The sequence below is a fragment of the Parasphingopyxis sp. genome (assembly GCF_052168275.1).
GTDB lineage: Bacteria > Pseudomonadota > Alphaproteobacteria > Sphingomonadales > Sphingomonadaceae > Parasphingopyxis.
In genome coordinates, this window is record NZ_JBQLZM010000015.1 from 1 (window position 1) to 24,483 (window position 24,483).

Below are 24,483 nucleotides of genomic sequence, written 5' to 3' on the forward strand. Positions count from 1 at the left end.
CCGCGCGCCGTTGAGCTCGGTCTCGCTCGGCATGCGGCTGCCGTCGCCATCGGCGATCGTCGTCGCTCCATAGGGCGATCCGCCTTTCACCGCGTCCACGCCCATCTGGCCCTGGAAGCCATAATCGAGCCCGACGACCGTGAAACCCTGATGGAGCAGGTTGGTGATGATCGAGAACAGCGTCGTTTCCTGCCCGCCATGCTGGGTAGCACTGGAGGTAAAGGCGCCGCCGATCTTGCCGTTCAGCGCGCCCCGCATCCAGAGCTTTCCGGTGCGGTCCCAAAAGGCCGCCATCTGGCTCGGCATCCGGCCGAAACGGGTCGGCGCGCCGACGATGATCGCGTCATAGTCGGGCAGTTCGTCCACCGCCGCGGTCGCATGGCCGTGATCGGTCTTGAACCCGGCGCTTTGGACGGTCTCCTCCGGGGCGGTCTCCGGCACGCGCTTGACCGCGACGTCCGCGCCGGTCTCGCGCGCGCCTTCGGCAACCGCTTCGGCCATCTGCTCGATATGGCCGTAGGAGGAATAATAGAGCACTAGAACCTTGGTCATCGGACAACTCTCCTTTTCGGGGAAAAGGCCATCCCCGCTTCCGGGGGATGGCCGTGGGGGATTTCAGGCGGCGTCGACGAGGACGATCTCGCTGTCCGCGAGCGCCGTCAGGCGGAGCTTGGTGCCGCCGGAAATCGCGGCGCCGTCGCGCGCGCCGAGTTCGACATCGTTGGCGGCGAGCCGGCCGGTCGCCGGCACCAGATAGGCATGGCGACCTTCGCCGACGTCATAGTCGATCGCTTCCCCGGCCTTCAGCGTCGCGCCCATGACGCGCGCCGGCGTCAGAATCTTCAGCGCCTCCGCATCCTCGTCGAAGCCGCTGGCCAGCGTCACGAGCCGGCCCGAGCGATCGGACTTGGGAAAGGGCTTGGCGCCCCAGCGCGGATCGGCGCCGCGTTCGGCGGTCTCGATCCAGATCTGGAAGATGCGGGTTTCCTCGTCTTCCAGATTATATTCGGAGTGGCGGACGCCCTTGCCCGCGCTCATCACCTGGACGTCGCCGGCCTCGGTGCGGCCCTTGTTGCCCATCGAATCCTCATGGGTGATCGCGCCCTGGCGGACATAGGTGATGATTTCCATGTCCCGGTGGGGGTGCGGCGGGAAACCGCTTTGCGCGGCGATCTCGTCGTCATTCCAGACGCGGATCGAGCCCCAGCCCATCCGGTCGGGATCGTGATAACCGGCGAAGGAAAAATGGTGGCGGGCGTTGAGCCAGCCATGGTCGGCATGGCCGAGGCTGGAAAAAGGCCGTTCCTCGATCATCGGATTGCCCTTTCGTTGTGGGTTTCGTTGACACCCAGATAGGCATTTGCGATTGCGCATAAATAGAAACACTGGAAAAGCATCGTTTCCTTTTCATGCCCAATCTCCCCGATCTCGAAGCCTGGGCGATCTTCGCCAAAGTCGTCGAACTGCGCTCCTTCACCGCCGCGGCCGAGGATCTCGGCGTCTCGAAGGCGACCGTCTCCAAGGCCGTGACCCGGCTCGAAAAGTCGCTCGGCGTCCAGCTCCTCCACCGCAGCTCGCGCCGCCTCGCGCTGACCGAAAGCGGACGCGAACTGGCCGGGCGCGCGCAGCAGCTGCTGAGCCTGGGCGAGGAGGCGGAGGACGCCGCGCGCGACGACGCCGCCAATCCGCGCGGCCTCGTCCGGCTCGCCGCGCCGATGAGCTTCGGCATCGCCCATGTCGGCCCCGCGCTGCCCGATTTTTTCGCCCGCTATCCCGATATCGCCGTCGACCTGCACCTCGCCGACGCGGTGGTCGACATCGTGGCGGGCGGCTTCGACGCGGCGCTCCGGATCGGCGCGCTCCCCGACAGCAGCCTGAGGGCGCGCCGGCTCGGCGCGGTCGAGCGCCACCTCGTCGCCGCGCAGGCCTATGTCGAGCGCCGGGGCCGCCCCGAACATCCCTCCGACCTGAAGGACCATGACTGCCTGTGCTACGCCTATCTCCCCAATCCGGAGAGCTGGCGGTTCACCCACAAGGGCGGCGAAGAGGCGCAGGTCCGCCCGAGCGGGCCGCTGCGCGCCAACAACAGCGACGCAATGATGCCGGCGCTCAAGGCGGGGCACGGCATCGCGCTGGTGCCCGACTTCATGCTCGCCCAGCATGGCGGCACCAAGGGGCTCGTTACCCTGCTGCCGGACTGGTCCCCGCCGCCGATCGCGCTCCATCTGGTCACGCCGCCGGGTCGGGAACGGCCGGCGCGGGTCACCGTGCTCGTCGATTTTCTGGCCGAACGCTTCGCCGGATTGTGCGCCGAAACCGCCGGTTCCAGGCGCGAAAACGGGTGAGTCTCAAATGTCACAGCTTCGCGACTCGTGGAGTTAACCGGCCTTTAACCTTTTGCCTTCATACATTCGATGGTTAATGAATTGCACCGAGCCGTTCGGGACGGCGTCTCGTTCGGTGCCACAAACAAGGGGTGACCTGATGCGTGTGCTGCTGATCGAAGACGAGCCTACCACGGCGAAGAGTATCGAGATGATGCTCACCACCGAAGGCTTCAACGTTTACACGACCGATCTGGGCGAAGAGGGCCTCGATCTGGGCAAGCTCTATGATTACGATATCATATTGCTCGACCTCAACCTGCCGGACATGCACGGATATGACGTGCTCAAGAAGCTGCGCCTCTCGAAGGTCCAGACTCCGGTTCTCATTCTTTCCGGCATCGCCGAGATGGACAGCAAGGTGCGCAGTTTCGGTTTCGGTGCCGACGACTATGTCACCAAGCCGTTCCACCGCGAAGAGCTGGTCGCCCGCATCCACGCCGTCGTGCGCCGCTCGAAGGGCCACAGCCAGTCGGTCATCAAGACCGGCAAGCTCGCCGTCAATCTCGACGCCAAGACGGTCGAGGTGGACGGCAACCGCGTCCATCTGACCGGCAAGGAATATGCGATGCTCGAGCTGCTGAGCCTGCGCAAGGGCACGACGCTCACGAAGGAAATGTTCCTCAACCATCTGTACGGGGGCATGGACGAGCCGGAACTCAAGATCATCGACGTCTTCATCTGCAAGCTGCGCAAGAAGCTCAGCCTCGCATCGGGCGGCGAGAATTACATCGAAACCGTCTGGGGCCGCGGCTATGTGCTGCGCGATCCGGAAGAGGAAGAACAGGCCCAGGTCGCCTGATCGTCCTTCCGACGATATTCCCGGATCGAGCGGGGTTTCCAAATCCCGGTTAAAAGGGGCGAGGCCGCGGCACCCAAAAATGCCGCGGCCTCATTTTTTTTGCCCGTTCGACCGTTCGGAAACCTAGCGCCGCATCGGTTGCTTCTCGCCATAGGTCAGCGTTCGCCACAGCCACTCGAGCGGACCGAAGCGATAGCGGGCCAGCCACCACAGGCTGAACGCGATCTGGAACAGGAAGATCGCGGCGAGCACGCCATAGGTCGAAAGCCGGTCGAGCTGTCCGTACAGCCCGAGCCCGATGCTCGTGAAGACCAGATTGGCGAGGATCGTCTGGCCGATATAGTTGCTGAACGCCATCCGCCCCGCCGCCGCGAACGCGCGCATGACGATGCCGTTGCGGAGCCCCTTCCAGATCAGCAGGAACAGCCCGGCATGGCCGATCGTGAGGGCCACGCGCGCCGTGTCGCCGAATATCCATGGCAGGGTCACGATCGGCGAGAAATCGGCCTCGATGCGCTCGACGAGCAGCCAGCTTCTGAGCGTCAGCCCGATCGCATATCCGCCCAGGGCCAGCCGGAAATAGGTCCGTGCCGGCCGGTCGCCGGTCAGCCAGCCGGCTTTCATCAGCGCCATGCCGATCAGCATCAGCAATGCGGCATCGAGGATGTTCAGGAACAGGTTCCACACCGAACCCCATGAGGCCCATTGCGCATTGGTGGCGTAGAGCGTCGCGAGATCGCCGGTGCGGGCCGCGATTTCGGCGTCGCGCTGTTCGGCCGACGGCCAGTTGCCCGCATAAAGGTCCTGCCATTCGGCAACGACCTCCTTTTCGTCGGGCGTCAGCGTTTCGCCGCTCCGTTCGGCCTGCTCCAGCGCGATCGCCTCGGTGCCCACGGCCAGTTCGCGGGTCTCGGTCTGCCAGCTGAAGATGGTGAGCAGGGCCAGGATGGCCGCCGCGGCCAGCAGCAATGTCTTCGGCGTCAGGAGCCGGAGCGGGAACAGGAACAGTCCGACGACGCCATAGAGGAACAGGATATCGCCGGGCATGAGCAGCACCCATCCGTGGATCACGCCGAACAGGATCAGCCACATCGTGCGCCGATAATGAAGGTCGGCGATCCGTATCGGTCCGTCCGGATAGGCCGCCCGCGCGGTAAACAGGATCACGCCGGCCCCGAACATCAGCGAAAAGAGGCCGCGCATCGATCCTTCGATGAAGAGCGTCGTGAAATACCAGATGCCGAGATTGACCGCCCCGCTCCCGCCCGTGAGCAAGGGGTTGGCGAGATCGGAAATACCGATGCTGAAGCCGATGATGTTGATGATGAAGATACCGAGCAGGGCGAAGCCGCGCAGGGCATCCAGCGCATCGTGCCGAAGGGCCGCCGGGCGCGGCATATCGATCGCCGCCCCGCCGCGCGAACCGTCGCTCCCGGTTTCTTCCGCGGATCGATCTGTCTCGGCCATGCCCCCTCCCCCGTCAGGCGTTCTTGATCGTCAGGCCGCCATCGACCGGTATGACCGCGCCGGTCAGGAAGCTCGCCGCCGGCAGGACGCAGGAGAGGGTCATGTGCGCCACCTCCTCCGGTATCCCGTAGCGGCGCAGCGGCACCCGGCGCTTGGCGTAGATCATCTTATGCTCTTCGGGGATCGCATCGGTGATGCCGGTGCGGATCGGACCCGGACAGATGCAGTTGACAGTGATTCCCTCCCGGCCCAGATCGACGGCGAGACCGCGCGTCAGGCCGATCACGCCATGCTTGGCGGCGACATAGGGGCTGTTGCCCGGGGTCGCGCCCAATCCCTCGGTCGACGCGATATTCACGATCCGGGGGCTCTCGCTCCGGCGCAGATACGGCAGCGCCGCGCGGATCATCCGCTGGTGCGCGGAGAGCATCACCGCGATCGTCGGGCCCCAGCTATCCTCGTAACTGTCCTCGGCGATATCGGCGGGGATCGCGAACCCCGCATTGTTGACGAGAATGTCGATCCCGCCGAACGCGGCCGCCGCTTCGCCGACGACGCGCCCGATCGCCGTCTCGTCCGACACGTCGAGCGCCCAGGCCCGCGCCTCCCCCGCCGCGCCGGCCGCCCCGATCTCGGCGACCACCGCATCGCAGGCGTCCTGCCGCAGATCGGTCACCGCGACCTTCGCCCTTTCGGCGGCGAAGAGATGCGCGGTCGCGCGGCCCATCCCGCTCGCCGCACCCGTGACGATCGCGGCCTTGCCGGCGATCGACCGGCTCAATGGTTGATACGGTTCCATCCCCCTGCTCCCCTCCATGACCGCCCGGCAACGCTCCCCGGCGTCACCGCCGCGTCGACATGGGTGCGAGCGACCATGGACCCGTTCTCCTCGCTGCGGACCGACTCTAGCCGATATCAGCGTGGAATCCGAATGGCGATCTAGCGCCGCCGTTCGGGATAGCGCCGGATATAATCCGGCAGCGGCGCGGTGCAGCCGGCCGCCGCTTGCGGTTCGCCGATTGACAGCCGGAGCGGCACGCGACCGGCCCAGACCGTCGCGGCTTTTTCCGGATCGTCCGCGTCCACCGGCCCGGCATTGATCTTGGCGACGCACTCCCGGAGCGGGATCGCGATCACGCGGACATGAGCGAGATAGCCGGGGTCGACGGGATCCATCTCCCGCCAGCGATCGGGGACGATGCGGCCGAAGACCTGTTCGAGACAGGCTAGCTTTTCCGCGGGTTCGTGCAGTTCGGCACCCGAACCGTAAATCGTCGCCGACCGATAGTCGAAGGAATGATCCGAAATCGTCTGGCCGAGATGCAGCCCGTCGACCATCGCCACGCTGATGCAGCATTCCGCGCCGTCGGCAAGATGCCCGAGCAGCGCGTTGCCGGCCGCCCCGTGCAGGATGATCCGTTCGCCGTCGCGCAGATGGATCATCGGCTGGCAATGGGGATAGCCGTCCTTCACGATCGCCACGCTGCAGGTCAGCGCCTCGTCGAGGATCGCGTGGATCGCATCCCGCTCATAGCTCGCCCTGTCCGCCTTGCGCCGGACTCGGGTGCGCGCGGTCATCGGATAGGCGGTCTCGGTTTCGTGCGGCATCGGCCTTCCCCCAAAAATGTCCCCGACGCGCGCCATCCTATCACCGAAACCGGCAATTGCCCGGCCCCGCGTCGGACGGAGGCGTGCGTTGGTCGAAATCGTGCCGCCCACGCCACCCATGGCGATATGGTCGGCGACCGACGAGAATGTGGGGACAGGGGGAACCATGGCCAACCGCCATCTTCGGATCGATCGCCGCGCGCTGCTGCGCACCGTGCCGCTTGCCGGCGCCGCGCTTGCGGCGAGCGCCGCCCTGCCGCTGCGGGCCCGGCCGACGGACCGGGGCCCGGCCACGCTCCGGCGGCTCAACTGGGCGGGCATCATGATCGAGCATGGCGATGCGGTGGTCTATGTCGACGCGGTTCGCCCCGATGACGGCGAAACGGTCGACGCCTCGTCGGACCGCCGCGTCAAATACGCGCTGGTCAGCCATGCGCATGGCGACCATTACGACCCGTCTTTCCTGTCCGAGATCATGGGCGACCGCGGCGTGCTGTTCCACCATGAGGACGTGGTGGTCGATCAGCGGCCGTTGCGGCTCGATCCGGTCGCGATGTGGCAACCGGTCTTCATGCCGCGATCCGGCGCCGACATCGTCGCCTTCCCCGTCCCCGCCTCGGACGGATTCGGGGACGTGCAGGTTTCCTGGGTCATCGAATGCAACAGCCGGCGCCTCATCCATTGCGGCGACACGCTGTGGCACGGGCGCTTCTGGGATATCGGCCAGGCCTATGGCCCGTTCGACTGGGCTTTCCTGCCGATCAACGGCGCACAGCAGCAGCTCGGCCGCTTCGAGATGCTGGGCGTGCCCGGCGTGCTGACGCCCGAACAGGCCGTCGCCGCCGCCCGGGCGCTGCGCGCGGAAACGATCGTGCCGATCCATTATGGCGGATCGGCGCCGCCCGTCTATGTCGAGGAAGCGGATGCGGAATCCCGTCTCGGATCGGCGGCGCGCGACGCCGGAATCTCAGTTCGCATCATGGCCGCAGGCGAGGAGCTGACCTTCTAGCCGCCGTCCCTTTTCGCCTCGGTTGAACCAAAGCCGGGTCTCGTGCATTGATTGTTGCACAGGATGGCAAAACGATATTTCGACGAGATCTGGGGTCACAGCCGGGGGCGCAAGCCCCGGCCCGGTTTCGAGTCCATCGCGCGCTGGATCCGCGAAACGCCGAAAAAGGAGCTCGCCCGCCGGCAGAACTCCGCCGAGGCCGCCTTCCGCCAGCTCGGCGTGACCTTCAACGTCTATGGCGAAGAGGAGGAGGCCGAGCGGATCATACCCTTCGACATCGTCCCGCGCATCTTCACCGCGGACGAATGGGAGCGGCTGTCCGAAGGGCTCGAACAGCGGGTGACGGCGCTCAACATGTTCCTCGAGGACGTGTATGGCGAGCGCAAGATCATCGCCGACGGCGTCGTTCCGGACGATCTCGTCCTCTGCAATCCGGGTTTCACGCCGCTGGTCAACGGCCACCGGCCGCCGCACGGCATCTATGCGCATATCTGCGGCATCGACATGGTGCGGACCGGCCCCGACGAATTTCTAGTGCTCGAGGACAATGCGCGCACGCCCTCGGGCGTCTCCTACATGCTCGAGAATCGCGAGGCGATGCTCCGGCTCTGCCCCGAACTGTTCGAAATCTTCGAGGTCGAGCCGGTCGACCGCTATCCCGACGCGCTGCGCGAGATGATGCAGGCCGTCGCTCCCGACGCCGCGCCCGGCGACCCGTGCTGCGTGCTGCTGACGCCCGGCCATTTCAACAGCGCCTTTTACGAGCACAGCTTCCTCGCCGACAATGTCGGGATCGAGCTGGTCGAGGCGGCGGACCTCGTCGTCGACGACGACATCGTCTGGATGCGGACGATCGAGGGACGGCGGCGCGTCGACGTCATCTATCGCCGGATCGACGACGAGTTTCTCGATCCGCTCGTCTTCCGCCCCGATTCCATGCTCGGCGTACCCGGGCTGATGGCCGCCTATTTCGCGGGCAACGTGACGCTGATCAACGCCCCGGGCGGCGGGATTTCGGACGACAAGGCGGTCTATTCCTACATGCCCGAGATCGTGAAATATTATTCGGGCGAGGAGGCGAAGCTCCCCAATGTCGAGACGTGGCGCTGCCGCGAACCCGATGCGCTGCAATATGCGCTCGACAATCTCGCCGATCTCGTCGTGAAAAAGGTCGACGGGTCGGGCGGCTACGGCATGCTGGTCGGTCCGACCTCGACGAGCGAGGAGATCGAGGAGTTCCGCACCGCGCTGAAGGCCAATCCGGACGGTTATATCGCCCAGCCGACCCTCGCCCTCTCGACCGTCCCGACCCTGACCGATTCGGGCATGAAAGGCCGGCACGTCGATTTCCGGCCCTTCGTGCTGTCCGACGGCAAGGGCGTGACGACGGTCCCCGGCGGCCTGACCCGGGTCGCGCTGCGCGAAGGCTCGCTCGTCGTCAATTCGAGCCAGGGCGGCGGCACCAAGGACAGCCTCGTCCTGCGCCCCGACAGCGAACAGCCGGGGGCGGACGGCTGATGCTCGCGCGCACCGCCTCCTATCTCTACTGGATCGGCCGCTATATGGAGCGCGCCGAATTCACCGCCCGGCTGATCGAGGCGACCTTGCGGCTCGACGCGCTCTCCGCCCGGCCCGCCGGACAGGCGGCCTGGTCGAGCGCGCTTTCGGTCGCCGCGGCAAAACAGGATTTCGAACGCACAGGCGAATCGCTGACGCCGAGCAATGTCGCCAATTATCTCGTCTTCTCGAAGGACAATCCCAATTCGATCCGCAACTGCCTCTACACCGCGCGGATGAACGCGCGCGCGGTGCGCACGGCGCTGACCCGAGAGGGCTGGGAATCGATCAACCGGGCTTGGCTCGGCATCGACGCGCGCAGCGCGGTCGGCAGCGCCCAGGGCACGATCAACCTGCTCGAAGCGCTGATCGCCGAAAATCGCGGTTTCGAGGGCGCGCTGCACCGCATGCTGCGGCAGGAGAATTTCTATTTCCTGATGCTCGGCGAGAGCATCGAGCGCACCGACAACACCGCGCGCCTCATCGACGTCAAATATCACATCATCCTGCCAGAGGGCGAAGAGGTCGGCGGTCTCGTCGACCGCGACCAATGGGGCACGATCCTCCAGACCGTGTCCGCCCGTACGGCGTTCCGCTGGCTCTATCGCGACGGCCTGTCGCCGCGCCGCGTCGTCGAGATGCTCGTACTGCGGCGGGAATTGCCGCGTTCGATCGCCGCGACCGTGGACGAAACCGTCTCGCTGCTCACCGATCTCGGGCGGCTGACCGGCTATCAGGGCGAGGCGGACCGCATGGCGCGGTTGCGGCAGCAGCGGATCAATGCGACCCACATCCGCGAGATCATCACCGGCGGCCTGCACGAATATCTCCAGGCCTTTATCGAGGAAAACCGCTTGCTCAGCCAAGCCATCACCAAACAGTTCCGGTTCGACTAGATGCGGCTGTGCATCGACCATCGCACCGACTACCGGTTCAGCGAACCACAGCGCCGGCTCGTCCAGTTGCTGCGCGTGACGCCGGTCGACTTCGCGGCCCAGCATGTGGTGCAATGGCAGATCGACGTCGATTGCGACGCCCGGCTGCGCGACCATCGGGACGGCTTCGGCAACCGGGTGACGATGCTCTATATCGACGGGCCGATCGAGCAGGTCGCGCTGCGGGTGTCGGGCGAGGTGCTGACCGACGACCGCTCGGGCATGATCGAGGATATCGCCGAACCCCTGCCCGCGCGCGCCTTTCTGCGCGACAGCCCCCTCAGCCGGGCCGACGAGGCGATACGGACGTTCGCCGGCGATATCGAGCGCGCGAAAGCCGATCCGCTGGACCGGATGCACCTGCTGATGGGCAGGCTGCTCGACGAGATCCGTTTCGAACCGACGCTCGACGCCGTCGAACGGGATGCGGCCACCGCCTTCGCCGCGAACCGGGGCGTGTGCCAGGACCATGCGCACATCTTCTGCGCCGCCGCGCGGGCGATGGGCATCCCGGCGCGCTATATTTCGGGCCATCTGTTCCGCCGCGACGGCGCCGAGCGGCAGGAGGCGAGCCACGCCTGGGCGGAGGCGTATCTTCCCTCGATCGGCTGGACCGGCTTCGATCCCGCCAACGGGATCGGCCCCGACGACGCCTATATCCGCATCGCGTGCGGCCTCGACTATCGGGACGCCGCGCCGATCGCCGGCCGCCGGATGGGCGGCGGCGACGAAACGCTCGCCGTCGACGTGCGTGTCACCCAGGCGCAGGCACAGGCCCAGAACTAGACGGTCGGCGCGCGGCCGGCGATCCACATCTTCGCGAAAATCGGCTCTTTCCGGCGCCGATCTTCCCGGCTACGCGCTATCCGTCCGCCACAACCGACCGGAGTCGCATGACATATTGTCTCGGAATGCTGCTGAAAGACGGGCTGGTGATGATCGCCGACACCCGCACCAATGCGGGCGTCGACAATATCTCGTCCTACAAGAAGCTCCATATCCTCGAGCAGAGCGAGGACCGGACGGTCATCGCCTGCACGGCCGGCAACCTGTCGGTCACGCAATCGGCCTTCGCGCTGCTCGCCGAAGGGCTGGACGAGGATGACGACAGCGACGGCCCGCGCTTCCTGTCGGACATGCCCAACATGCACCGGGTCGCCGGGCTCGTCGGCGAGGCGCTTCACATCGCGCGGGACGAAATCAAGGAAACGGCGGGCGAAGACAGCCAGTACAGCTTTTCCGGATCGATGATCCTCGGCGGCCGGTTCAAGGGTCGGCCGCTCAGGCTCTTCCATATCTACAAGGAAGGCAATTTCATCAGCTGCCAGCCCGACCGGCCCTTCATGCAGATCGGCGAGACCAAATATGGCAAGCCCATCCTCGACCGCGCGCTCGAATATGAAACGCCGCTCGACGATGCGGTGAAGACGGGGCTCGTCTCGTTCGATTCCACGATGCGCTCCAATCTCAGCGTCGGCCGCCCGCTCGATCTCGCCATCCTGCCGGCCGACGAGAGCAAGCCCGTGTATTTCCGCCGGATCGAGGAAAGCGACGACTATTTCAACATGCTGTCGTCCAAATGGGCCTTCGCGCTGGCCGAAGCCCGCGCCGCGATCCCGATGCCGCCCTTCATGGAAGGCTTCGACTAGGCGGCCCGCCGCGCTATTTGGCGCCGGCCAATATCCTGGGGCTCGGCCCGCGCTCGACGGAGACCGGCTCGAACGGCTCCCAGCCCCTGGGCGTCAGCTTTTCGAGCGGGCGGTAGCGGACCTTGTAGCGCATCCGCGGCGCGCCCTCGACCCAATAGCCGAGATAGACATAGGGCAACCCGGCCTTGGCGGCGTGCACGATGTGATCGAGGATGATGAAATTGCCGAGCCCGTTGCGCTCGGGATGGTCGGGATCGAAGAAGCTGTAGATCATCGACAGGCCGTCAGACTGGCGGTCGGTCAGGCAGGCGCCCACGAGCCGCCCGGGCTTTCCGCCGACGCCCGGCTCGCGATATTCGATCATATAGGTGTCGACCGGGGTCTGCTCGACCATGTCGGCGAAATCCATCTCGTCCATGTCGTGCATTCCGCCGTCGGGATGGCGGACGCTCAAATAGCGGCGCAGCAGCGAGAATTGCTCTTCGGTCGTCCAGGCCTCGCAGGCGCTGACCTCGATATCGCCGTGCCGGCGCAGCAAGCGGCGCTGCGTCGCATTGGGCCGGAACTCGGTGGCGACGACGCGGACCGAGATACAGGCCTGGCAGCCGGCGCAACTCGGCCGGTAGGCGACCGACTGGCTCCGCCGGAAGCCGATCCGGCCCAGCGCCTCGTTGAGCTCCGCCGCGTGCGGCCCGCGCAACTCGGTGAACACTTTCCGCTCGGTCTTGCCCGGCAGATAGGGACAGGGGCTCGGCGCCGTTACGAAAAATCTCGGGAACCGGAATGGTGCACTCACGGAAAAACCGCCTTCACGTTAATCATGGCTTGTGAGGCATATTTATGACTGCGCGGTCCGGCCTTGGAAAGCCCGTTTACCCTAAAAAAAGGGTTAAAGCGGCGTCCCGATGCAATTTCTTGTGAAGATTAACCAAGACGCTTGACCGCGATTGTGGATAACCGATCCGACCGTCCCAAATTGGTCCGGCTTTTGTCTCGTCACGCCGACCGGCCGGTTCAGGCGGAAACCGACTCGGAGGGGAGGAAGCCGGCGCGGATCGCGAAATCGATCTGCCGGCGCATCAGCGCGGTGTCCGCGGGCGGCCCGCCCCTGCCCGCCAGACTCTCGATATTGTCCTGCCGGAACAACGGGTTGCGCTGGAAATAGCTTGCATAGAGGGTCGCGACCCGCCGGTGGAACCGCCGTTCGACCGGCGAGAGCGCCGTCGGATCGAAGCGGTCGGGCGATACCGGCTCGGGATCGGAGAATTGCGGATAGGCGCGGACCAGCGCGAAGAAATCGGCGACCGGCATCGGCGCGCCGGCGACGAGATGGAAGGTCCGGCCGCGCGCCTCGCCGATCCGCTCGGCAATGGTTGCGATACCGTTTACGGCATGATCGAGCGGCACGAAGTTGAGCGTCGCGTCCGGGGTCGACGGAATCGTCCGGATCCGGCCCTCGGCGAGCAGCCGGAACGCCATGTAGATCGTGTCGAAACCGGCGATCGCCCCGTCCGCCGTCCGCCCGACGACGATGCTCGGCCGCGCGATCGCGGCGCGCATCCCGTCGGCCATCGCGGCCCGGACGCGGGCCTCGGCGGCGAACTTGCTCGCCTCATAGGCATTGGCGAACCGGTCCGGCTGGCTGGCGTCGTCCTCGGCGATCGGACCGTCCCGCTCGCCGCACACATAGGCGGTGCTGACCTGGACCAGAGCGGCGGGTTCATCCGGCCGCGCTTTCGCGAAATCGACGACATGGCCGGTTCCGCGCACATTCACCGCCTCGTAGAGATCGGGATCGGCGTCGAACTGGACGATGGCGGCGCAGTGGACGATGCAGTCCGTCTGTTCGGCCAGCCGGGCATAGGCCGTGCGCTCGAGCCCCAGTCGCGGATCGCGGACATCGCCCGCGACGAGCAGCACCTCCCCCGGGCCCGGCGCGGTGCCGGTCCACTCTCCGGCCGGCAGGCGCTCGCCCTCGCCGTGCATCAGCACCCGGTTCTTCCGGACGAGGCCGATCACGCCATGCCCCCTGCCCGCGAGCGCGGCGCAAATCTCGCCGCCGAGCAGCCCGGCGGCTCCGGTCACCAGGAAACAGGTCACGTCAGCAGCGCCTGGCCGGAGCGGTCGCGGCTATTCTCGATATTCACGCGGTTCTCCGGCGGGATGCCTGTCGGGAGGGACTTCGGATTTATGCGCCATGGGGTTACACAATCGCACCACTTTTGTAACCTATCGCGACCCCTTCCCGAAAAGTCCGGTCGACATATCATCGCAACGGAACGCGGCATCGGGGCGCGCAAGGCAAGGGAAGAGGCGGCATGAAACGGACACATGACCTGATCGTTATCGGCGCGGGCTCGGCGGGGCTGACCGCGGCGGGCGGCTGCGCGCAGTTCGGCCTCAGGGTCGCGCTGATCGAGAAGGGCCCGATGGGCGGCGACTGCCTGAACACCGGCTGCGTCCCTTCGAAGGCGCTGATCACCGCCGCGCGGCGCGCGCAGGAAATGCGCGAGAACGCCAAATACGGGATCGCGGACGTCGAACCGGCGATCGATTTCGGGGCCGTGCACGATCATGTCCAGGCCGCGATCGCGCGGATCGCGGTCGACGATTCGCAGGAACGGTTCGAGGAGGAGTTCGGCGTCGAGGTGATCCGCGGGACGGCGAAGATGATCGACGGCTCGACGGTCGAGGTGAACGGGCGGACGCTGACGGCCCCGCGCATCTGCCTCGCGATCGGGTCCAAGCCGTTCATCCCGCCGGTCGAGGGCATTGAAACCGTACCCTATCTGACCAACGAGACGATCTTCGATCTCGCCGAACGCCCCAGCCACCTCGCGATCATGGGCGGCGGCCCGATCGGCATGGAGATGGCGCAGGCCCTCCGCCGGCTCGGCAGCCAGGTGACCGTGATCCAGCGCGGCAGGGTGATGGACAAGGACGATCCCGAAGCCGCGGCCATCGTCGTCGAACGGTTCCGCGCCGAAGGCGTCGCCATCCGCGAACATACCAATGCGGTGAAAGTCGGCGCGGCCGGCGGCGGCATCCGGATCGAAACCGACACCGGCGATCCGGTCGAGGCCAGCCATCTGCTCGTCGCGACGGGCCGGACATGCGACTTCACGGGGTTCGGCCTGGAAAATGCCGGGATCGAATGGAGTCCGCGCGGCATCGCGGTCGACGACCGGCGGCGCACCTCGAACAGGAAGGTCTATGCGATCGGCGACTGCCGGGTCGGACCCCGCTTCACCCATGCCTCGGGTTACGAGGGCTCGCTCGTCGTGCTCCAGGTCGCGCTCGGCCTGCCCAGCAAGGCCGACTACAAGGCGCTGCCCTGGGTCACCTATAGCGACCCCGAACTCGGCCATGTCGGGATGACCGAGGAACAGGCGCGCGCGAAATATGGCGACAAGGTCGCGATCACCCGACAGGGCTTCGACGACAACGACCGGGCCCGCGCCGAGAATGACGCGCACGGGTTCCTCAAGATCATCCGCAAGGGCAAGAAGATATTGGGCGCGACGGTCGTCGGCCCGCATGCCGGCGAACTGCTGCTCCCGTGGAGCCTCGCGATCGGCGGCAAGGCCAACGCCTTTGCGATCGGCGGCGCGATCGTCCCCTATCCGACCCGGTCCGACATATCGAAACAGGCCGGCTTCGCGGTCTGGGAGCCGACGATTTTCGGCAAGACCGCCAAGCACTGGGCGCAGTTCCGCGCGAAATATTTGCTGTGATCCCGTCCGCTTTCCGTTAGCCCTGGGCTTGTCGAACGGCGTCTCCCGGACCGGAAAACGGGCTTCGACTGGCTCGGCCCTGACGGAATAGGGATTCGGTTCGCTGTACAGAAGAGGACAAAACCATCGCCACCAACCCCCTTCCCGGCCCCTCGCCATTCGCAATCGCCGACGCCGCGCCGCTCGATCCGGCCAAGTTCCGCGATCCGGCGGTGACCGCGAAGGGCGAGCCGCGCGCCCATGTCGCGCTCGACCGGCTGGAAACGCTGTGGTTCAACACCGGGACGCTGTGCAACCTCGCCTGCAAGACCTGCTATATCGAAAGCTCGCCGACCAACGACGCGCTGGTCTATCTGACCCGCGCCGAGGTCGACGCCTATCTCGACGAAATCGAACGGGAGGGGCTCGGCACGCGCGAGATCGGCTTTACCGGCGGCGAGCCCTTCATGAATCCGGACATGGTACCGATGCTCGAAAGCTGCCTGGCGCGCGGCTTCGAAGCGCTGGTGCTGACCAATGCGATGCGCCCGTTGCGGCGGTTCGAGGAGGCGCTGCTTGATCTCAACGCGCGCCATGGCGACCGGATGACGTTCCGCGTCAGCCTCGATCATCACGGCCAGGCCGCGCACGAGGCCGAGCGCGGCCCGGGCAGCTGGGACAAGGGCATGGCGGGGCTGCAATGGCTGTCCGACAACGGCTTTTCGATCGCGGTCGCCGGCCGGCATCTGGCGCATGAGGACGATGCGATGGCGCGGGCCGGCTATGCCGCGCTGTTCGCCGAGACCGGCATCCGGATCGACGCCGGCGATCCGGCGCGGCTTGTCCTTTTCCCGGAAATGGACGCCAGCGCCGACGTCCCCGAGATCACCATCGCCTGCTGGGGAATCCTCGATGTCGACCCGAAAAGCGTGATGTGTTCATCGAGCCGGATGGTGGTCAAGCACAAGGGCGCCGAGCGGCCGATGGTCGCGGCCTGCACCTTGCTGCCCTATGGCGCGGATTTCCAGATGGGCGAGACGCTGGCAGAGGCCAGCCGCGACGTATCGCTCAACCATCCGCACTGCGCGCGCTTCTGCGTGCTGGGCGGGGCGAGCTGTTCGGCCTAGTTTGTCAGAATTTCGCTAGCGCGAAATCGCCGCACCAGCCCGCTCCCCCACCCGGCCTCTCACTCAGTGTATTCTATGGGAGGCCGGGTGGGGGAGCGGGCTGGTGCGGCGCTCGACCGACAGGTCGAGTCTGACAATCAGATCCCGCGCGCCGCGAACACCCGGCCCGCCACCGCGCCGAGCTTTGCCACCAGCGTCCGGTCCGCCGCGGCGCGATCGGTGATGATCGCCTGATCGAGCACCGTGTCGAGCGGGTTGGCGGGGCGTTTCTCGGGCAGCGCCTCGGCGAATTCGACGACCGTCTGCACGGCCTTGCCGGCATTGGCCTCGAGCGTCGCCAGGATGTCGTGGACCTCGACCTCGGCGACATCGTCGCGCCAGCAGTCATAATCGGTGACCATCGCGACGAGCGCATAGGGCAGCTCCGCCTCGCGGGCGAGCTTGGCCTCGGGCATCGCCGTCATGCCGATGACGTCGCAGCCCCATTGGCGGTAGAGCTCGCTTTCGGCGCGCGAGGAGAATTGCGGGCCTTCCATCGCGAGATAGGTGGCGCCGCGATGGACGGGCGCGCCCGCCGCCTTCGCCGCCGCCTCGGCGCGGTCGGCCATCGCCGGGCAGACCGGATCGGCCATCGAGACATGGGCGACGAGGCCGGGGCCGAAAAAGCTCTTCTCGCGCGCGAAGGTGCGGTCGATGAACTGGTCGACGATGACGAAATCGCCGGGCGCCAGCTCTTCCTTCAGCGAGCCGCAGGCCGAAAGCGACAGCAGATCGGTGCAGCCCGCGCGTTTCAGCACGTCGATATTGGCGCGGCTGTTAAGCTGGCTCGGCCCGATCCGGTGGCCCCGGCCGTGGCGCGGCAGGAAGACGAACCGCCTGCCGGCAATCTCGCCGAGCACCAGCTCGTCCGACGCCTCGCCCCAGGGGCTCTCGATCCGGATCGACTGCGCATTCTCCAGCGCATCCATCGCGTACAGCCCCGATCCACCGATCACGCCGATCACCCAGTCCCCGTCGCTCATCCCGCCCGTCTCCGTTCCGTCTCGATGCCGTGGCCGGGGTCTAGTGCGGAAAAGGGAAACAGGCTAGGCGCGAACTGAACCGGCACGCCAACGGGTGGAGAGATTGATGAAATTCCATGCACTTGCGCTCGCGGCCTGCCTTGCCGCGCTGTCGCCGGCTCCGGCAACCGCCCAGTCCGGCGTGACCGGCAACTGGATCACCGAAGACGATCGCGCCATCATCGCGATCGCGCGCTGCGGCAGCTCGATCTGCGGCCGGATCGCGCGGATATTGGTGCCGACGCCCGAAGCCGACCAGCGCGACGTCAACAATCCCGATCCCGCGCTGCGGGGTAGGATGATCGAGAGGCTGCGCGTGCTCTCCGGATTCCGGCTGGATCGCGGCCAGTATCGCCACGGCCGGATCTACGACCCGGAGAACGGCCGCAGCTACGATGCCCGGCTCCGGCTGAACCGCGACGGGACGCTGCGGGTCACCGGCTGCGTGCTCGGCGGCATCATCTGCCAGTCGCAGACCTGGCGACGGCGGTAGGAAGCGAAATTTTGAGTAAGTCCGTTAGCCCTGAGCCTGTCGAAGGGCGCTTATCAAGTTTGAGATCGGCCCGTCGGGTTCTTCGCGGTCCGAGACAGTTCGGACAATAAATCCCAATCACCATCGATTAGCGCCTGTTTCTTCTCGCGCCGCCAGCCTTTTATCTGTCGTTCCGCCGCACGCGCTTGATCGCGGGCCGGAAAATCCTGCTGCCAAACGAGCTCTACCGGCCGACGCCTGTAGGTATAGCCAGTGAAAAGGCCGGATTGGTGTTCGCTTATTCGCCTATCGAGATCATCCGTATGCCCGGCATAGAATCTGCCATCCGAGCATTTCAAAAGATATGTCCAGAAGGTCATGCGACTCGTTTAACTGACAAGCGTCCTTCGACAAGCTCAGGACTAACGGTTCCTATGCTAACGTTCGGCGCTCATACCTCCACAACCTCCTGCTCGATCGTGCCGAAAGTGGCGTGGCCGTGCTCGTCTTCCATCCAGATGCGCACGGTATCGCCGTGCGACAGGAAGGGCGTCTTCATCTCGCCGTCGAGGATCTTCTCGACCATGCGGACCTCGGCGAGGCAGCTGTAACCCTTGCCGCCCTGGTCGATCGGCTTGCCCGGGCCGCCGTCCGCGTCGCGATTGGAGACGGTGCCCGACCCGATGATCGAACCGGCGACGAGATTGCGCGTCTTGGCGAGATGCGCGACGAGCGTGCCGAAATCGAAGGTCATGTCCTCGCCCGCGTCGGCGCGGCCGAACGGCTTGCCGTTGAGATCGACCATCAGCGGCCCGTGCAGCTTGCCGTCCTTCCAGTTGGGCAGCTCGTCGGGCGTCACGAAGACCGGCGAGAAGGCGCTCGCCGGCTTGGACTGGACGAAGCCGAACCCCTTGCCGAGCTCGGCCGGGATCAGGTTGCGCAGGGAGACGTCGTTGACCAGCCCGACCAACCGGATCGCGCCCAGCGCCTCCTCGCGGCTCGCGCCCTGCGGCACGTCGCCCGTCACGACGACGATCTCGGCCTCGAGATCGCAGCCCCATTCCTCGTCGGGCAGCGGGATCGGATCGCGCGGGCCGATAAAGCCGTCCGATCCGCCTTGGTACATCAGCGGGTCTTCCCAGAAACTGTCGGGAATCTCGGCCCCCCGCGCCTGGCGCACGAGCACGACGTGATTCACATAGGCCGATCCGTCGGCCCATTGATAGGCGCGCGGCAGCGGCGAAGCGGCCTCGCGCTCGTGAAACCGCTCCTTGGGAATGGCGTCGTGCGCGAGATCGGTCGCGAGATTTTCGAGCTGCGGCGCGACGCTGTCCCAGTCGTCGAGCGCCGCCTGGAGGGTCGGGGCGATATGCGCGGCGTCGGCGCACCAGGCGAGATCATGGCTGACGACGACCAGTTTCCCGTCCCGGCCGGCCTTGAGCGATCCCAATTTCATCTGTGTCTCCTGATCTAGTCGTTCGCGTCCATAACGCGCCAACGCGCGAAAGGCCAAAGCCGTTTCCGCGCCCGAAGATCGGCCCTCGCCATGACCGGACCCGCGAGCTATGCAGGCGGCAGTCGCCAGGGGAAACGGATCAGCCTATGACGGCAGCGGCACCGCCGATCGCCAATGCGGACAAGCAGAATTTCGAGACGGCCTATCGCGAACTCGTCGAAAGCGAGCGGATTCAGACCGAGATGACGCGCTTCGAGATACCCCAGGCCGATCCGCCCGGCTGGCTGGTCCGGCTGCTCGAATGGCTGGAGACGACGGGGCCGGTCTGGCAGGGCCTGTTCTGGATCGTTGTCGCCGGCGTCGCCGCGCTCATCCTGTTCAGCATCGGACGCGCGCTCTACTACCGCTTCGCCGGCCGGCCGGCGCCGTCCGAGGACGAACCGGACGACGAGTATTGGCGGCCCGAGGCCCGGGCGGCGCAGAGCCTGCTCGGCGAAGCCGACGCGCTCGCCCGGGAGGGCCGCTATGCCGAGGCCGCGCATCTGCTGCTGTTCCGGAGCATTGCCGATATCGAGGAGCGGCTGCCCGACTTCCTGCGCCCGGCGCTGACGAGCCGCGACATCGCCAGCGCACCCGCCCTGCCCGCCCCGGCGCGCACGGCCTTTTCGGCGATCGCCGGCGTCGTCGAACGCGGCATCTTCGCGGTCCGCCCGGTCGACGAGACGGGCTGGACCGAGGCGCGCGCGGCCTATGAGCGGTTCGCCTTCGGCAAGAGCTGGACGTGAGCGATACCGCTTCCCCCTTCAGCGCGCGGACCGTGATGCTGCTCGTCATCGCCGGGATCGTCGGCTTCGCGGCCTTCCTGCTGCTGACCGCCTATGCGCCGGAACTGCGCAGCGGGCGCGACGGGCGCGCGCACGGCCTCTCGACTTCCGCCGTCGGTTTCCGCGGCGTCTATACGCTGCTCGAGGCGACGGGCGCGGATGTCGGCTATCTGCGCACCGACGACGGCACGCGCAACACGGGGCTCACCATCCTCACGCTGGAGCCGGGCAGCGATCCCGACCGCATCGCCGCGCTGATCGACGACCGCTGGGGCCCGCTGCTGATCGTCCTGCCGAAATGGATGACCTTTCCGGTGCAGGGCGAGCGGGACCGTGTGCAATGGGTCGATGCCGGGATCGGCCAGACCGTCGCCTATCTGCTCTCGGACCTGGCCGCGATCAGCGTTTCGACCGGCGAAACCGCGGCCGGCGCGCGCCTGCAGAGCGGGATGCTGAACCAGATCCCGTTTCGCGCGCCGGAAAATCTCCAGACGATATCGGGGCGCGACCTTTCCCCGCTGATGGAAACCGCCAAGGACGGGTTCGTCCTCGCCAATGTCCATGATACGCAGATCTACATCCTGTCGGATCCCGACCTGATCAACAACCAGGCGCTGGCCGATCCCGAACGCGCCCGGGCCGCGCTGATGCTGCTCGCCGAGCTGAACCCGAACGACGGCCCCTATCGCTTCGATCTCGTCGCCAACGGGTTCGGCGGATCGCGCAACCTGCTGACCCTCGCCTTCGATCCGCCCTTCCTCGCGCTGACGCTGTGCCTGCTCGCCGCCGCGCTGCTCGCCGGTTTCCAGGCGATCTACCGGTTCGGGCCGACGCTGCGCCCGCCCCGCGCCATCGCCTTCGGCAAGCGCGCGCTGGTCGACAACAGCGCCGAACTGCTGCGCCTCGCGCGGCGCGAACATCTGTCGAGCGAACGCTATGTCGCGATGACGCGCGAAGCGGCGGTCGCGGCGATCGGCAATCCGCGCCAGCTGGACGGCGACGCGCTCGACCGCTGGCTCGACGGGCTCGGCCCGAAGACCATGCCGCCGTTCACCGCGCTCGCCCGCGCGGCCGAACGCGCCCATAACCGCCAAGACATACGCGACGCCGCACGGGCGCTGTACGACTGGAGAAAGGCCGTCACCCATGAAGGTTGAAGAGATCAAACCGCTCGGCGAGAGCATTCACAGCGAAATCGCCAAGGCGATCGTCGGGCAGGAGGGGATCGTCGATCATCTGCTGATCGCGCTGTTCTCGGCCGGTCACTGCCTGCTCGAAGGGCCGCCGGGCACCGCCAAGACCTTCCTCGCGCAATGTTTCTCGCGCGCGCTCGGGCTCGATTTCGGCCGCATCCAGTTCACGCCGGACCTGATGCCGAGCGACATTATCGGCGCCAACCTGTTCAACTTCCAGACCAGCGAGTTCAAGCTGACCCGCGGCCCGATCTTCTGCGAGCTGCTGCTCGCCGACGAGATCAACCGCACGCCGCCCAAGAGCCAGGCGGCGCTGCTCGAGGCGATGCAGGAGCGCGCGGTGACGATCGACGGCGAGACCCACCGGCTCTCCGACCGGTTCATGGTCGTCGCGACGCAGAACCCGATCGAACAGCAGGGCGTCTATCCGCTGCCCGAGGCGCAGCTCGACCGTTTCCTGTTCAAGCTCGCCGTCGGCTATCCGAGCGAGGAGGAGGAACGCAAGATCGTCGCCGTCCATGGCAGCCGGTTCGGCGCGCCCAAGGCGGCGGATTTCGGTATCGGGACGGTGGCCGACGACGCGGCGATCGCCGCCGCGATCGAGGCGGTCGCCACCGTGAAGCTCGTGCCCGATATCACCGGCTATATCGTGGCGCTGATCCGCGCCACGCGGGAGACCGCCGATCTCGACGCCGGCGCGAGCCCGCGCGCGGCGGCGATGCTGGCGAGCGCGGCGCGGTCGCGGGCGGCGCTGGACGGGCGCGACTATGTGATTCCCGACGATGTGAAGGCGCTGGCGCCGGCCGTGCTGCGCCACCGCGTGATCCTGTCCGCCGCGGCCGAGATCGACGGACGCGACGCCGACGGCATCGTCGCGCAGCTGATCGAACAGGTCGAGGCGCCCCGGTGAGCGACAGCGATACCTTCCTGGTCGGGCGATGGAGGGCGGCAAGCTCCGACAGAGCCGTCAGTCCTGAGCCTGTCGAAGGACGTCTATCGGCCGAGAACCGCCCTTCGACAGGCTCAGGGCTAACGGACCGGTTGGTGCCGGGCGCATGATCTACCCGACCGCCCGGTCCGTGATCCTGATGGCGCTCGGCGCGCCGGCCGCGCTCGTCATCGGCGTGGTCCTTCCCCAATACTGGTTTCTCGGACTGATCTGGATCGCGGTCATGGCGGCGCTGATCCTGCTCGACGCGCTGAGCGCCCCGCGCCCCGGCCAACTCGACGCCGAACTCGAAAAGCCGGCGACGATCGGCGTCGGCACGCCGTTTACGGTGACCGGCCGGCTGCGCTTCGGCAGGGATGCGGCCGGCCGGCCCGCCGCGCCCCGCCGGATCGAGATCGCGCTCAGCGTCGACGGGAAGCTCGACGCGGGCGGCGGGCGGCGGGCGGCCGCGCCGATGATCGACGGCCAGGCGGAGATCGACACGGTGTTCACCGCGAACCGGCGCGGCACGGCGGCGATCGGCCATCTGTGGACCCGCTGGACCGGCCCGCTCGGCCTCGCCTGGATCCAGAAACGCGACTATTTCGGCGCGGAAATCATCGTGACGCCCAACATCGCCTTCATCCAGGACAAGGGCATCCAGCTGTACCTGCGCGACGCCGCCCACGGCCTGATCGCCCAGCTCGACCGCGGCGACGGCACCGAATTCGATTCGATGACCGAATTCCAGCCCGGCATGGACCGGCGGACGATCGACTGGAAACAGTCGGCCCGGCACACCGAATTGCTGGCCAAGGAATATCGGACCGAGCGCAACAACCATATCGTCTTCGCGCTCGATACCGGGCGGACGATGTGCGAGCCGATCGCCGGGCTGCCGCGCATCGACCGGGCGATCTCGGCGGCGCTGCTGACCGCCTATGTCGCGCTCAAGGCCGGCGACCGGGCGAGCCTGTTCGCCTTTGCCGGGCGGCCGCAGGTCGCCAGCCCGACCGTGGCCGGCGCGCGCGCCTTCTCGGCGCTGCAGCGCGCGGCCGCGGACATCGATTACGCGCCCGAGGAAAGCAATTACACGCTCGCGCTGACGACGCTCGCCGCCCAGCTCCACCGCCGCTCGCTGGTCATCGTGTTCACCGATTTCGCCGATCCGACGAGCGCGGAGCTGATGCTGCGCGCCGCCCGGCGGCTGCTCGACCGGCATCTGGTGCTGTTCGTCGTGCTGCGCGACGCCGAGCTGACCGCGCTCGCGCACCGGAAGCCGGAAGATTCCGCCGACGTCTCGCGCGCCGTCACGGCCCATGCGCTGCTCCGCGAGCGGGCGATCGTGATCGCGCGGCTGCAGCGGATGGGCGCACATGTGCTCGAAGCCGGGCATGACGAGGTCGGCACCCGGCTCGTCGCCAATTATGTCGAACTCAAGCGGCGGAGCCTGCTCTGATGGAGCGCGTGGCGAACCAGGCGATCTTCAGCAGCACGACGTTTCGCGCCGAACGCGAGGCCGACTGGGCGCGGCTCGAGGAACTGCTGCGCCGGGCCGAGGGCGGCCCGGTGCGCCGGCTCTCGGACGAAGACCTGCTCGAACTTCCGGTCCTCTACCGCTCCGCGCTGTCGGCACTGTCGGTCGCCCGCGCCACCTCGCTCGACATGGCGCTGATCGCCTATCTCGAGGGGCTGTGCACGCGCGCCTATTTCTTCGTGTACGGCGTGCGGACGAGTTTCGGGCAACGCGCGATGCATTTCTTCACGCATGACTGGCCGACCGCGGTGCGCCGGCTGTGGCGCGAGACGCTGGTCGCCATCGTCCTGATGCTGGCGGGGACGATCGCCGCCTATCTCTTGGTCAGCAGCGATCCGAGCTGGTTCAACGCGATCATCCCGAGCGGCCTCGCCGGGGAGCGCGGGCCGGACGCCACGACCGAGGCCTTGCGCGCGACGCTCTACGACGACAATGGTCGCAACGGGCTCGGCGTGTTCGCCACCTATCTCTTCACCCACAATTCGCAGGTCTCGATCTTCGCGTTCGCGCTGGGCTTCGCATTCGGCGTCCCCACCGCGCTGCTGATGGTGTATAACGGCGCGATACTCGGCGCGTTCGTCGCGCTGTTCGTCGAGCGCGGCCTCGGTTTCGAACTGGGCGGCTGGCTGCTGATCCACGGCTCGACCGAACTGTTCGCGATCGCGCTTGCCGGCGCGGCGGGGCTGCATATCGGGACGAAGATCGTCTTTCCGGGCATGGAGAGCCGGCTCGCCGCCGCCCGCCGCGCAGGCCGGACGGCC

Annotated in this window: 25 protein-coding genes; 15 read left to right on the forward strand and 10 right to left on the reverse strand. The window is 66.9% G+C overall.

The window, feature by feature from the left end; all coding sequences use genetic code 11:
* Together wrbA and ACTS1X_RS01390 are read right to left on the reverse strand one after the other, a co-directional pair.
* Positions 1-552 (reverse strand): NAD(P)H:quinone oxidoreductase (wrbA, locus tag ACTS1X_RS01385; RefSeq protein ID WP_442612600.1); only part of this gene is annotated, 552 nt, incomplete at its 3' end.
* Between the two features lie 63 nt (positions 553-615).
* Positions 616-1,314, reverse strand: a complete 699-nt coding sequence (locus ACTS1X_RS01390; RefSeq protein ID WP_442612601.1) for a pirin family protein — start codon at positions 1,312-1,314, stop codon at positions 616-618.
* Between the two features lie 95 nt (positions 1,315-1,409).
* Here ACTS1X_RS01390 and ACTS1X_RS01395 point away from each other — a divergent pair, with 95 nt between their 5' ends.
* Together ACTS1X_RS01395 and ctrA are read left to right on the forward strand one after the other, a co-directional pair.
* Complete coding sequence (locus tag ACTS1X_RS01395) at positions 1,410-2,345, forward strand: LysR family transcriptional regulator (RefSeq protein ID WP_442612602.1); 936 nt, start codon at positions 1,410-1,412, stop codon at positions 2,343-2,345.
* Positions 2,346-2,484: 139 nt separating this feature from the next.
* Positions 2,485-3,186, forward strand: a complete 702-nt coding sequence (gene ctrA, locus ACTS1X_RS01400; protein ID WP_176876341.1) for a response regulator transcription factor CtrA — start codon at positions 2,485-2,487, stop codon at positions 3,184-3,186.
* A 123-nt stretch (positions 3,187-3,309) separates the two neighbouring features.
* Here ctrA and ACTS1X_RS01405 read toward each other — a convergent pair whose 3' ends face one another.
* The 3 genes from ACTS1X_RS01405 to ACTS1X_RS01415 form a co-directional block, all read right to left on the reverse strand.
* The gene (locus ACTS1X_RS01405) at positions 3,310-4,653 is read right to left on the reverse strand and encodes a DUF418 domain-containing protein (protein ID WP_442612603.1); all 1,344 of its coding nucleotides are present in this window, start codon (positions 4,651-4,653) and stop codon (positions 3,310-3,312) included.
* 13 nt (positions 4,654-4,666) lie between these two features.
* The gene (locus ACTS1X_RS01410; protein ID WP_442612604.1) at positions 4,667-5,452 is read right to left on the reverse strand and encodes an SDR family NAD(P)-dependent oxidoreductase; all 786 of its coding nucleotides are present in this window, start codon (positions 5,450-5,452) and stop codon (positions 4,667-4,669) included.
* 140 nt (positions 5,453-5,592) lie between these two features.
* The gene (locus tag ACTS1X_RS01415; RefSeq protein ID WP_442612605.1) at positions 5,593-6,261 is read right to left on the reverse strand and encodes a pyridoxamine 5'-phosphate oxidase family protein; all 669 of its coding nucleotides are present in this window, start codon (positions 6,259-6,261) and stop codon (positions 5,593-5,595) included.
* A gap of 166 nt (positions 6,262-6,427) precedes the next feature.
* Here ACTS1X_RS01415 and ACTS1X_RS01420 point away from each other — a divergent pair, with 166 nt between their 5' ends.
* From ACTS1X_RS01420 to ACTS1X_RS01440, 5 genes are all read left to right on the forward strand, one after another.
* A complete protein-coding gene (locus ACTS1X_RS01420; protein ID WP_442612606.1) occupies positions 6,428-7,270 on the forward strand; it encodes an MBL fold metallo-hydrolase in 843 nt (280 codons plus the stop codon).
* A 63-nt stretch (positions 7,271-7,333) separates the two neighbouring features.
* Positions 7,334-8,788 carry a circularly permuted type 2 ATP-grasp protein gene (locus tag ACTS1X_RS01425; RefSeq protein WP_442612607.1) on the forward strand — a complete coding sequence of 485 codons (1,455 nt, stop codon included), beginning with the start codon at positions 7,334-7,336 and terminating at the stop codon, positions 8,786-8,788.
* Positions 8,788-9,723 carry an alpha-E domain-containing protein gene (locus ACTS1X_RS01430; RefSeq protein ID WP_442612608.1) on the forward strand — a complete coding sequence of 312 codons (936 nt, stop codon included), beginning with the start codon at positions 8,788-8,790 and terminating at the stop codon, positions 9,721-9,723. Before ACTS1X_RS01425 ends, ACTS1X_RS01430 begins: the two co-directional genes overlap by 1 nt.
* Entirely contained in the window at positions 9,724-10,548 is an 825-nt protein-coding gene (locus ACTS1X_RS01435) for a transglutaminase family protein (protein ID WP_442612609.1), read from the forward strand.
* Positions 10,549-10,655: 107 nt separating this feature from the next.
* Positions 10,656-11,411: a peptidase gene (locus tag ACTS1X_RS01440; protein WP_442612610.1), complete on the forward strand. Its 756-nt coding sequence runs from the start codon at positions 10,656-10,658 to the stop codon at positions 11,409-11,411.
* Positions 11,412-11,424: 13 nt separating this feature from the next.
* Here ACTS1X_RS01440 and ACTS1X_RS01445 read toward each other — a convergent pair whose 3' ends face one another.
* Together ACTS1X_RS01445 and ACTS1X_RS01450 are read right to left on the reverse strand one after the other, a co-directional pair.
* Positions 11,425-12,207 carry an arginyltransferase gene (locus tag ACTS1X_RS01445; RefSeq protein WP_442612611.1) on the reverse strand — a complete coding sequence of 261 codons (783 nt, stop codon included), beginning with the start codon at positions 12,205-12,207 and terminating at the stop codon, positions 11,425-11,427.
* A gap of 218 nt (positions 12,208-12,425) precedes the next feature.
* Positions 12,426-13,511, reverse strand: coding sequence for an SDR family oxidoreductase (locus ACTS1X_RS01450; RefSeq protein WP_442612612.1), 1,086 nt, complete (start codon positions 13,509-13,511; stop codon positions 12,426-12,428).
* A 218-nt stretch (positions 13,512-13,729) separates the two neighbouring features.
* Between ACTS1X_RS01450 and ACTS1X_RS01455 the strand changes: the two genes are divergently transcribed.
* Positions 13,730-15,145 carry a dihydrolipoyl dehydrogenase family protein gene (locus tag ACTS1X_RS01455; RefSeq protein ID WP_442612613.1) on the forward strand — a complete coding sequence of 472 codons (1,416 nt, stop codon included), beginning with the start codon at positions 13,730-13,732 and terminating at the stop codon, positions 15,143-15,145.
* A gap of 212 nt (positions 15,146-15,357) precedes the next feature.
* Positions 15,358-16,251, forward strand: coding sequence for a radical SAM protein (locus ACTS1X_RS01460; protein ID WP_442612614.1), 894 nt, complete (start codon positions 15,358-15,360; stop codon positions 16,249-16,251).
* Positions 16,252-16,388: 137 nt separating this feature from the next.
* Here ACTS1X_RS01460 and ACTS1X_RS01465 read toward each other — a convergent pair whose 3' ends face one another.
* Positions 16,389-17,273 (reverse strand): S-methyl-5'-thioadenosine phosphorylase, encoded by an 885-nt coding sequence (locus tag ACTS1X_RS01465; RefSeq protein WP_442612615.1) that lies wholly within the window; start codon positions 17,271-17,273, stop codon positions 16,389-16,391.
* A gap of 106 nt (positions 17,274-17,379) precedes the next feature.
* On the opposite strand from ACTS1X_RS01465, the gene ACTS1X_RS01470 reads away from it, so the two are divergent.
* Positions 17,380-17,805: a DUF2147 domain-containing protein gene (locus ACTS1X_RS01470; RefSeq protein ID WP_442612616.1), complete on the forward strand. Its 426-nt coding sequence runs from the start codon at positions 17,380-17,382 to the stop codon at positions 17,803-17,805.
* Positions 17,806-17,858: 53 nt separating this feature from the next.
* Here the strand turns inward: ACTS1X_RS01470 and ACTS1X_RS01475 are convergent, their stop codons facing one another.
* Both ACTS1X_RS01475 and ACTS1X_RS01480 read right to left on the reverse strand, forming a co-directional pair.
* Positions 17,859-18,164 carry a GIY-YIG nuclease family protein gene (locus tag ACTS1X_RS01475; protein WP_442612617.1) on the reverse strand — a complete coding sequence of 102 codons (306 nt, stop codon included), beginning with the start codon at positions 18,162-18,164 and terminating at the stop codon, positions 17,859-17,861.
* A 71-nt stretch (positions 18,165-18,235) separates the two neighbouring features.
* Complete coding sequence (locus tag ACTS1X_RS01480) at positions 18,236-19,240, reverse strand: fumarylacetoacetate hydrolase family protein (protein WP_442612618.1); 1,005 nt, start codon at positions 19,238-19,240, stop codon at positions 18,236-18,238.
* 146 nt (positions 19,241-19,386) lie between these two features.
* Between ACTS1X_RS01480 and ACTS1X_RS01485 the strand changes: the two genes are divergently transcribed.
* From ACTS1X_RS01485 to ACTS1X_RS01505, 5 genes are all read left to right on the forward strand, one after another.
* Positions 19,387-20,025: a DUF4129 domain-containing protein gene (locus tag ACTS1X_RS01485; protein ID WP_442612619.1), complete on the forward strand. Its 639-nt coding sequence runs from the start codon at positions 19,387-19,389 to the stop codon at positions 20,023-20,025.
* Complete coding sequence (locus tag ACTS1X_RS01490; protein WP_442612620.1) at positions 20,022-21,221, forward strand: DUF4350 domain-containing protein; 1,200 nt, start codon at positions 20,022-20,024, stop codon at positions 21,219-21,221. The genes ACTS1X_RS01485 and ACTS1X_RS01490 overlap by 4 nt, the downstream gene beginning before the upstream one ends.
* Positions 21,211-22,167 carry an AAA family ATPase gene (locus tag ACTS1X_RS01495; protein WP_442612621.1) on the forward strand — a complete coding sequence of 319 codons (957 nt, stop codon included), beginning with the start codon at positions 21,211-21,213 and terminating at the stop codon, positions 22,165-22,167. The genes ACTS1X_RS01490 and ACTS1X_RS01495 overlap by 11 nt, the downstream gene beginning before the upstream one ends.
* Before the next feature lie 145 nt (positions 22,168-22,312).
* Positions 22,313-23,644 carry a DUF58 domain-containing protein gene (locus ACTS1X_RS01500; RefSeq protein ID WP_442612622.1) on the forward strand — a complete coding sequence of 444 codons (1,332 nt, stop codon included), beginning with the start codon at positions 22,313-22,315 and terminating at the stop codon, positions 23,642-23,644.
* Positions 23,644-24,483 (forward strand): stage II sporulation protein M (locus tag ACTS1X_RS01505; RefSeq protein WP_442612623.1); only part of this gene is annotated, 840 nt, incomplete at its 3' end. The genes ACTS1X_RS01500 and ACTS1X_RS01505, both read left to right, overlap by 1 nt.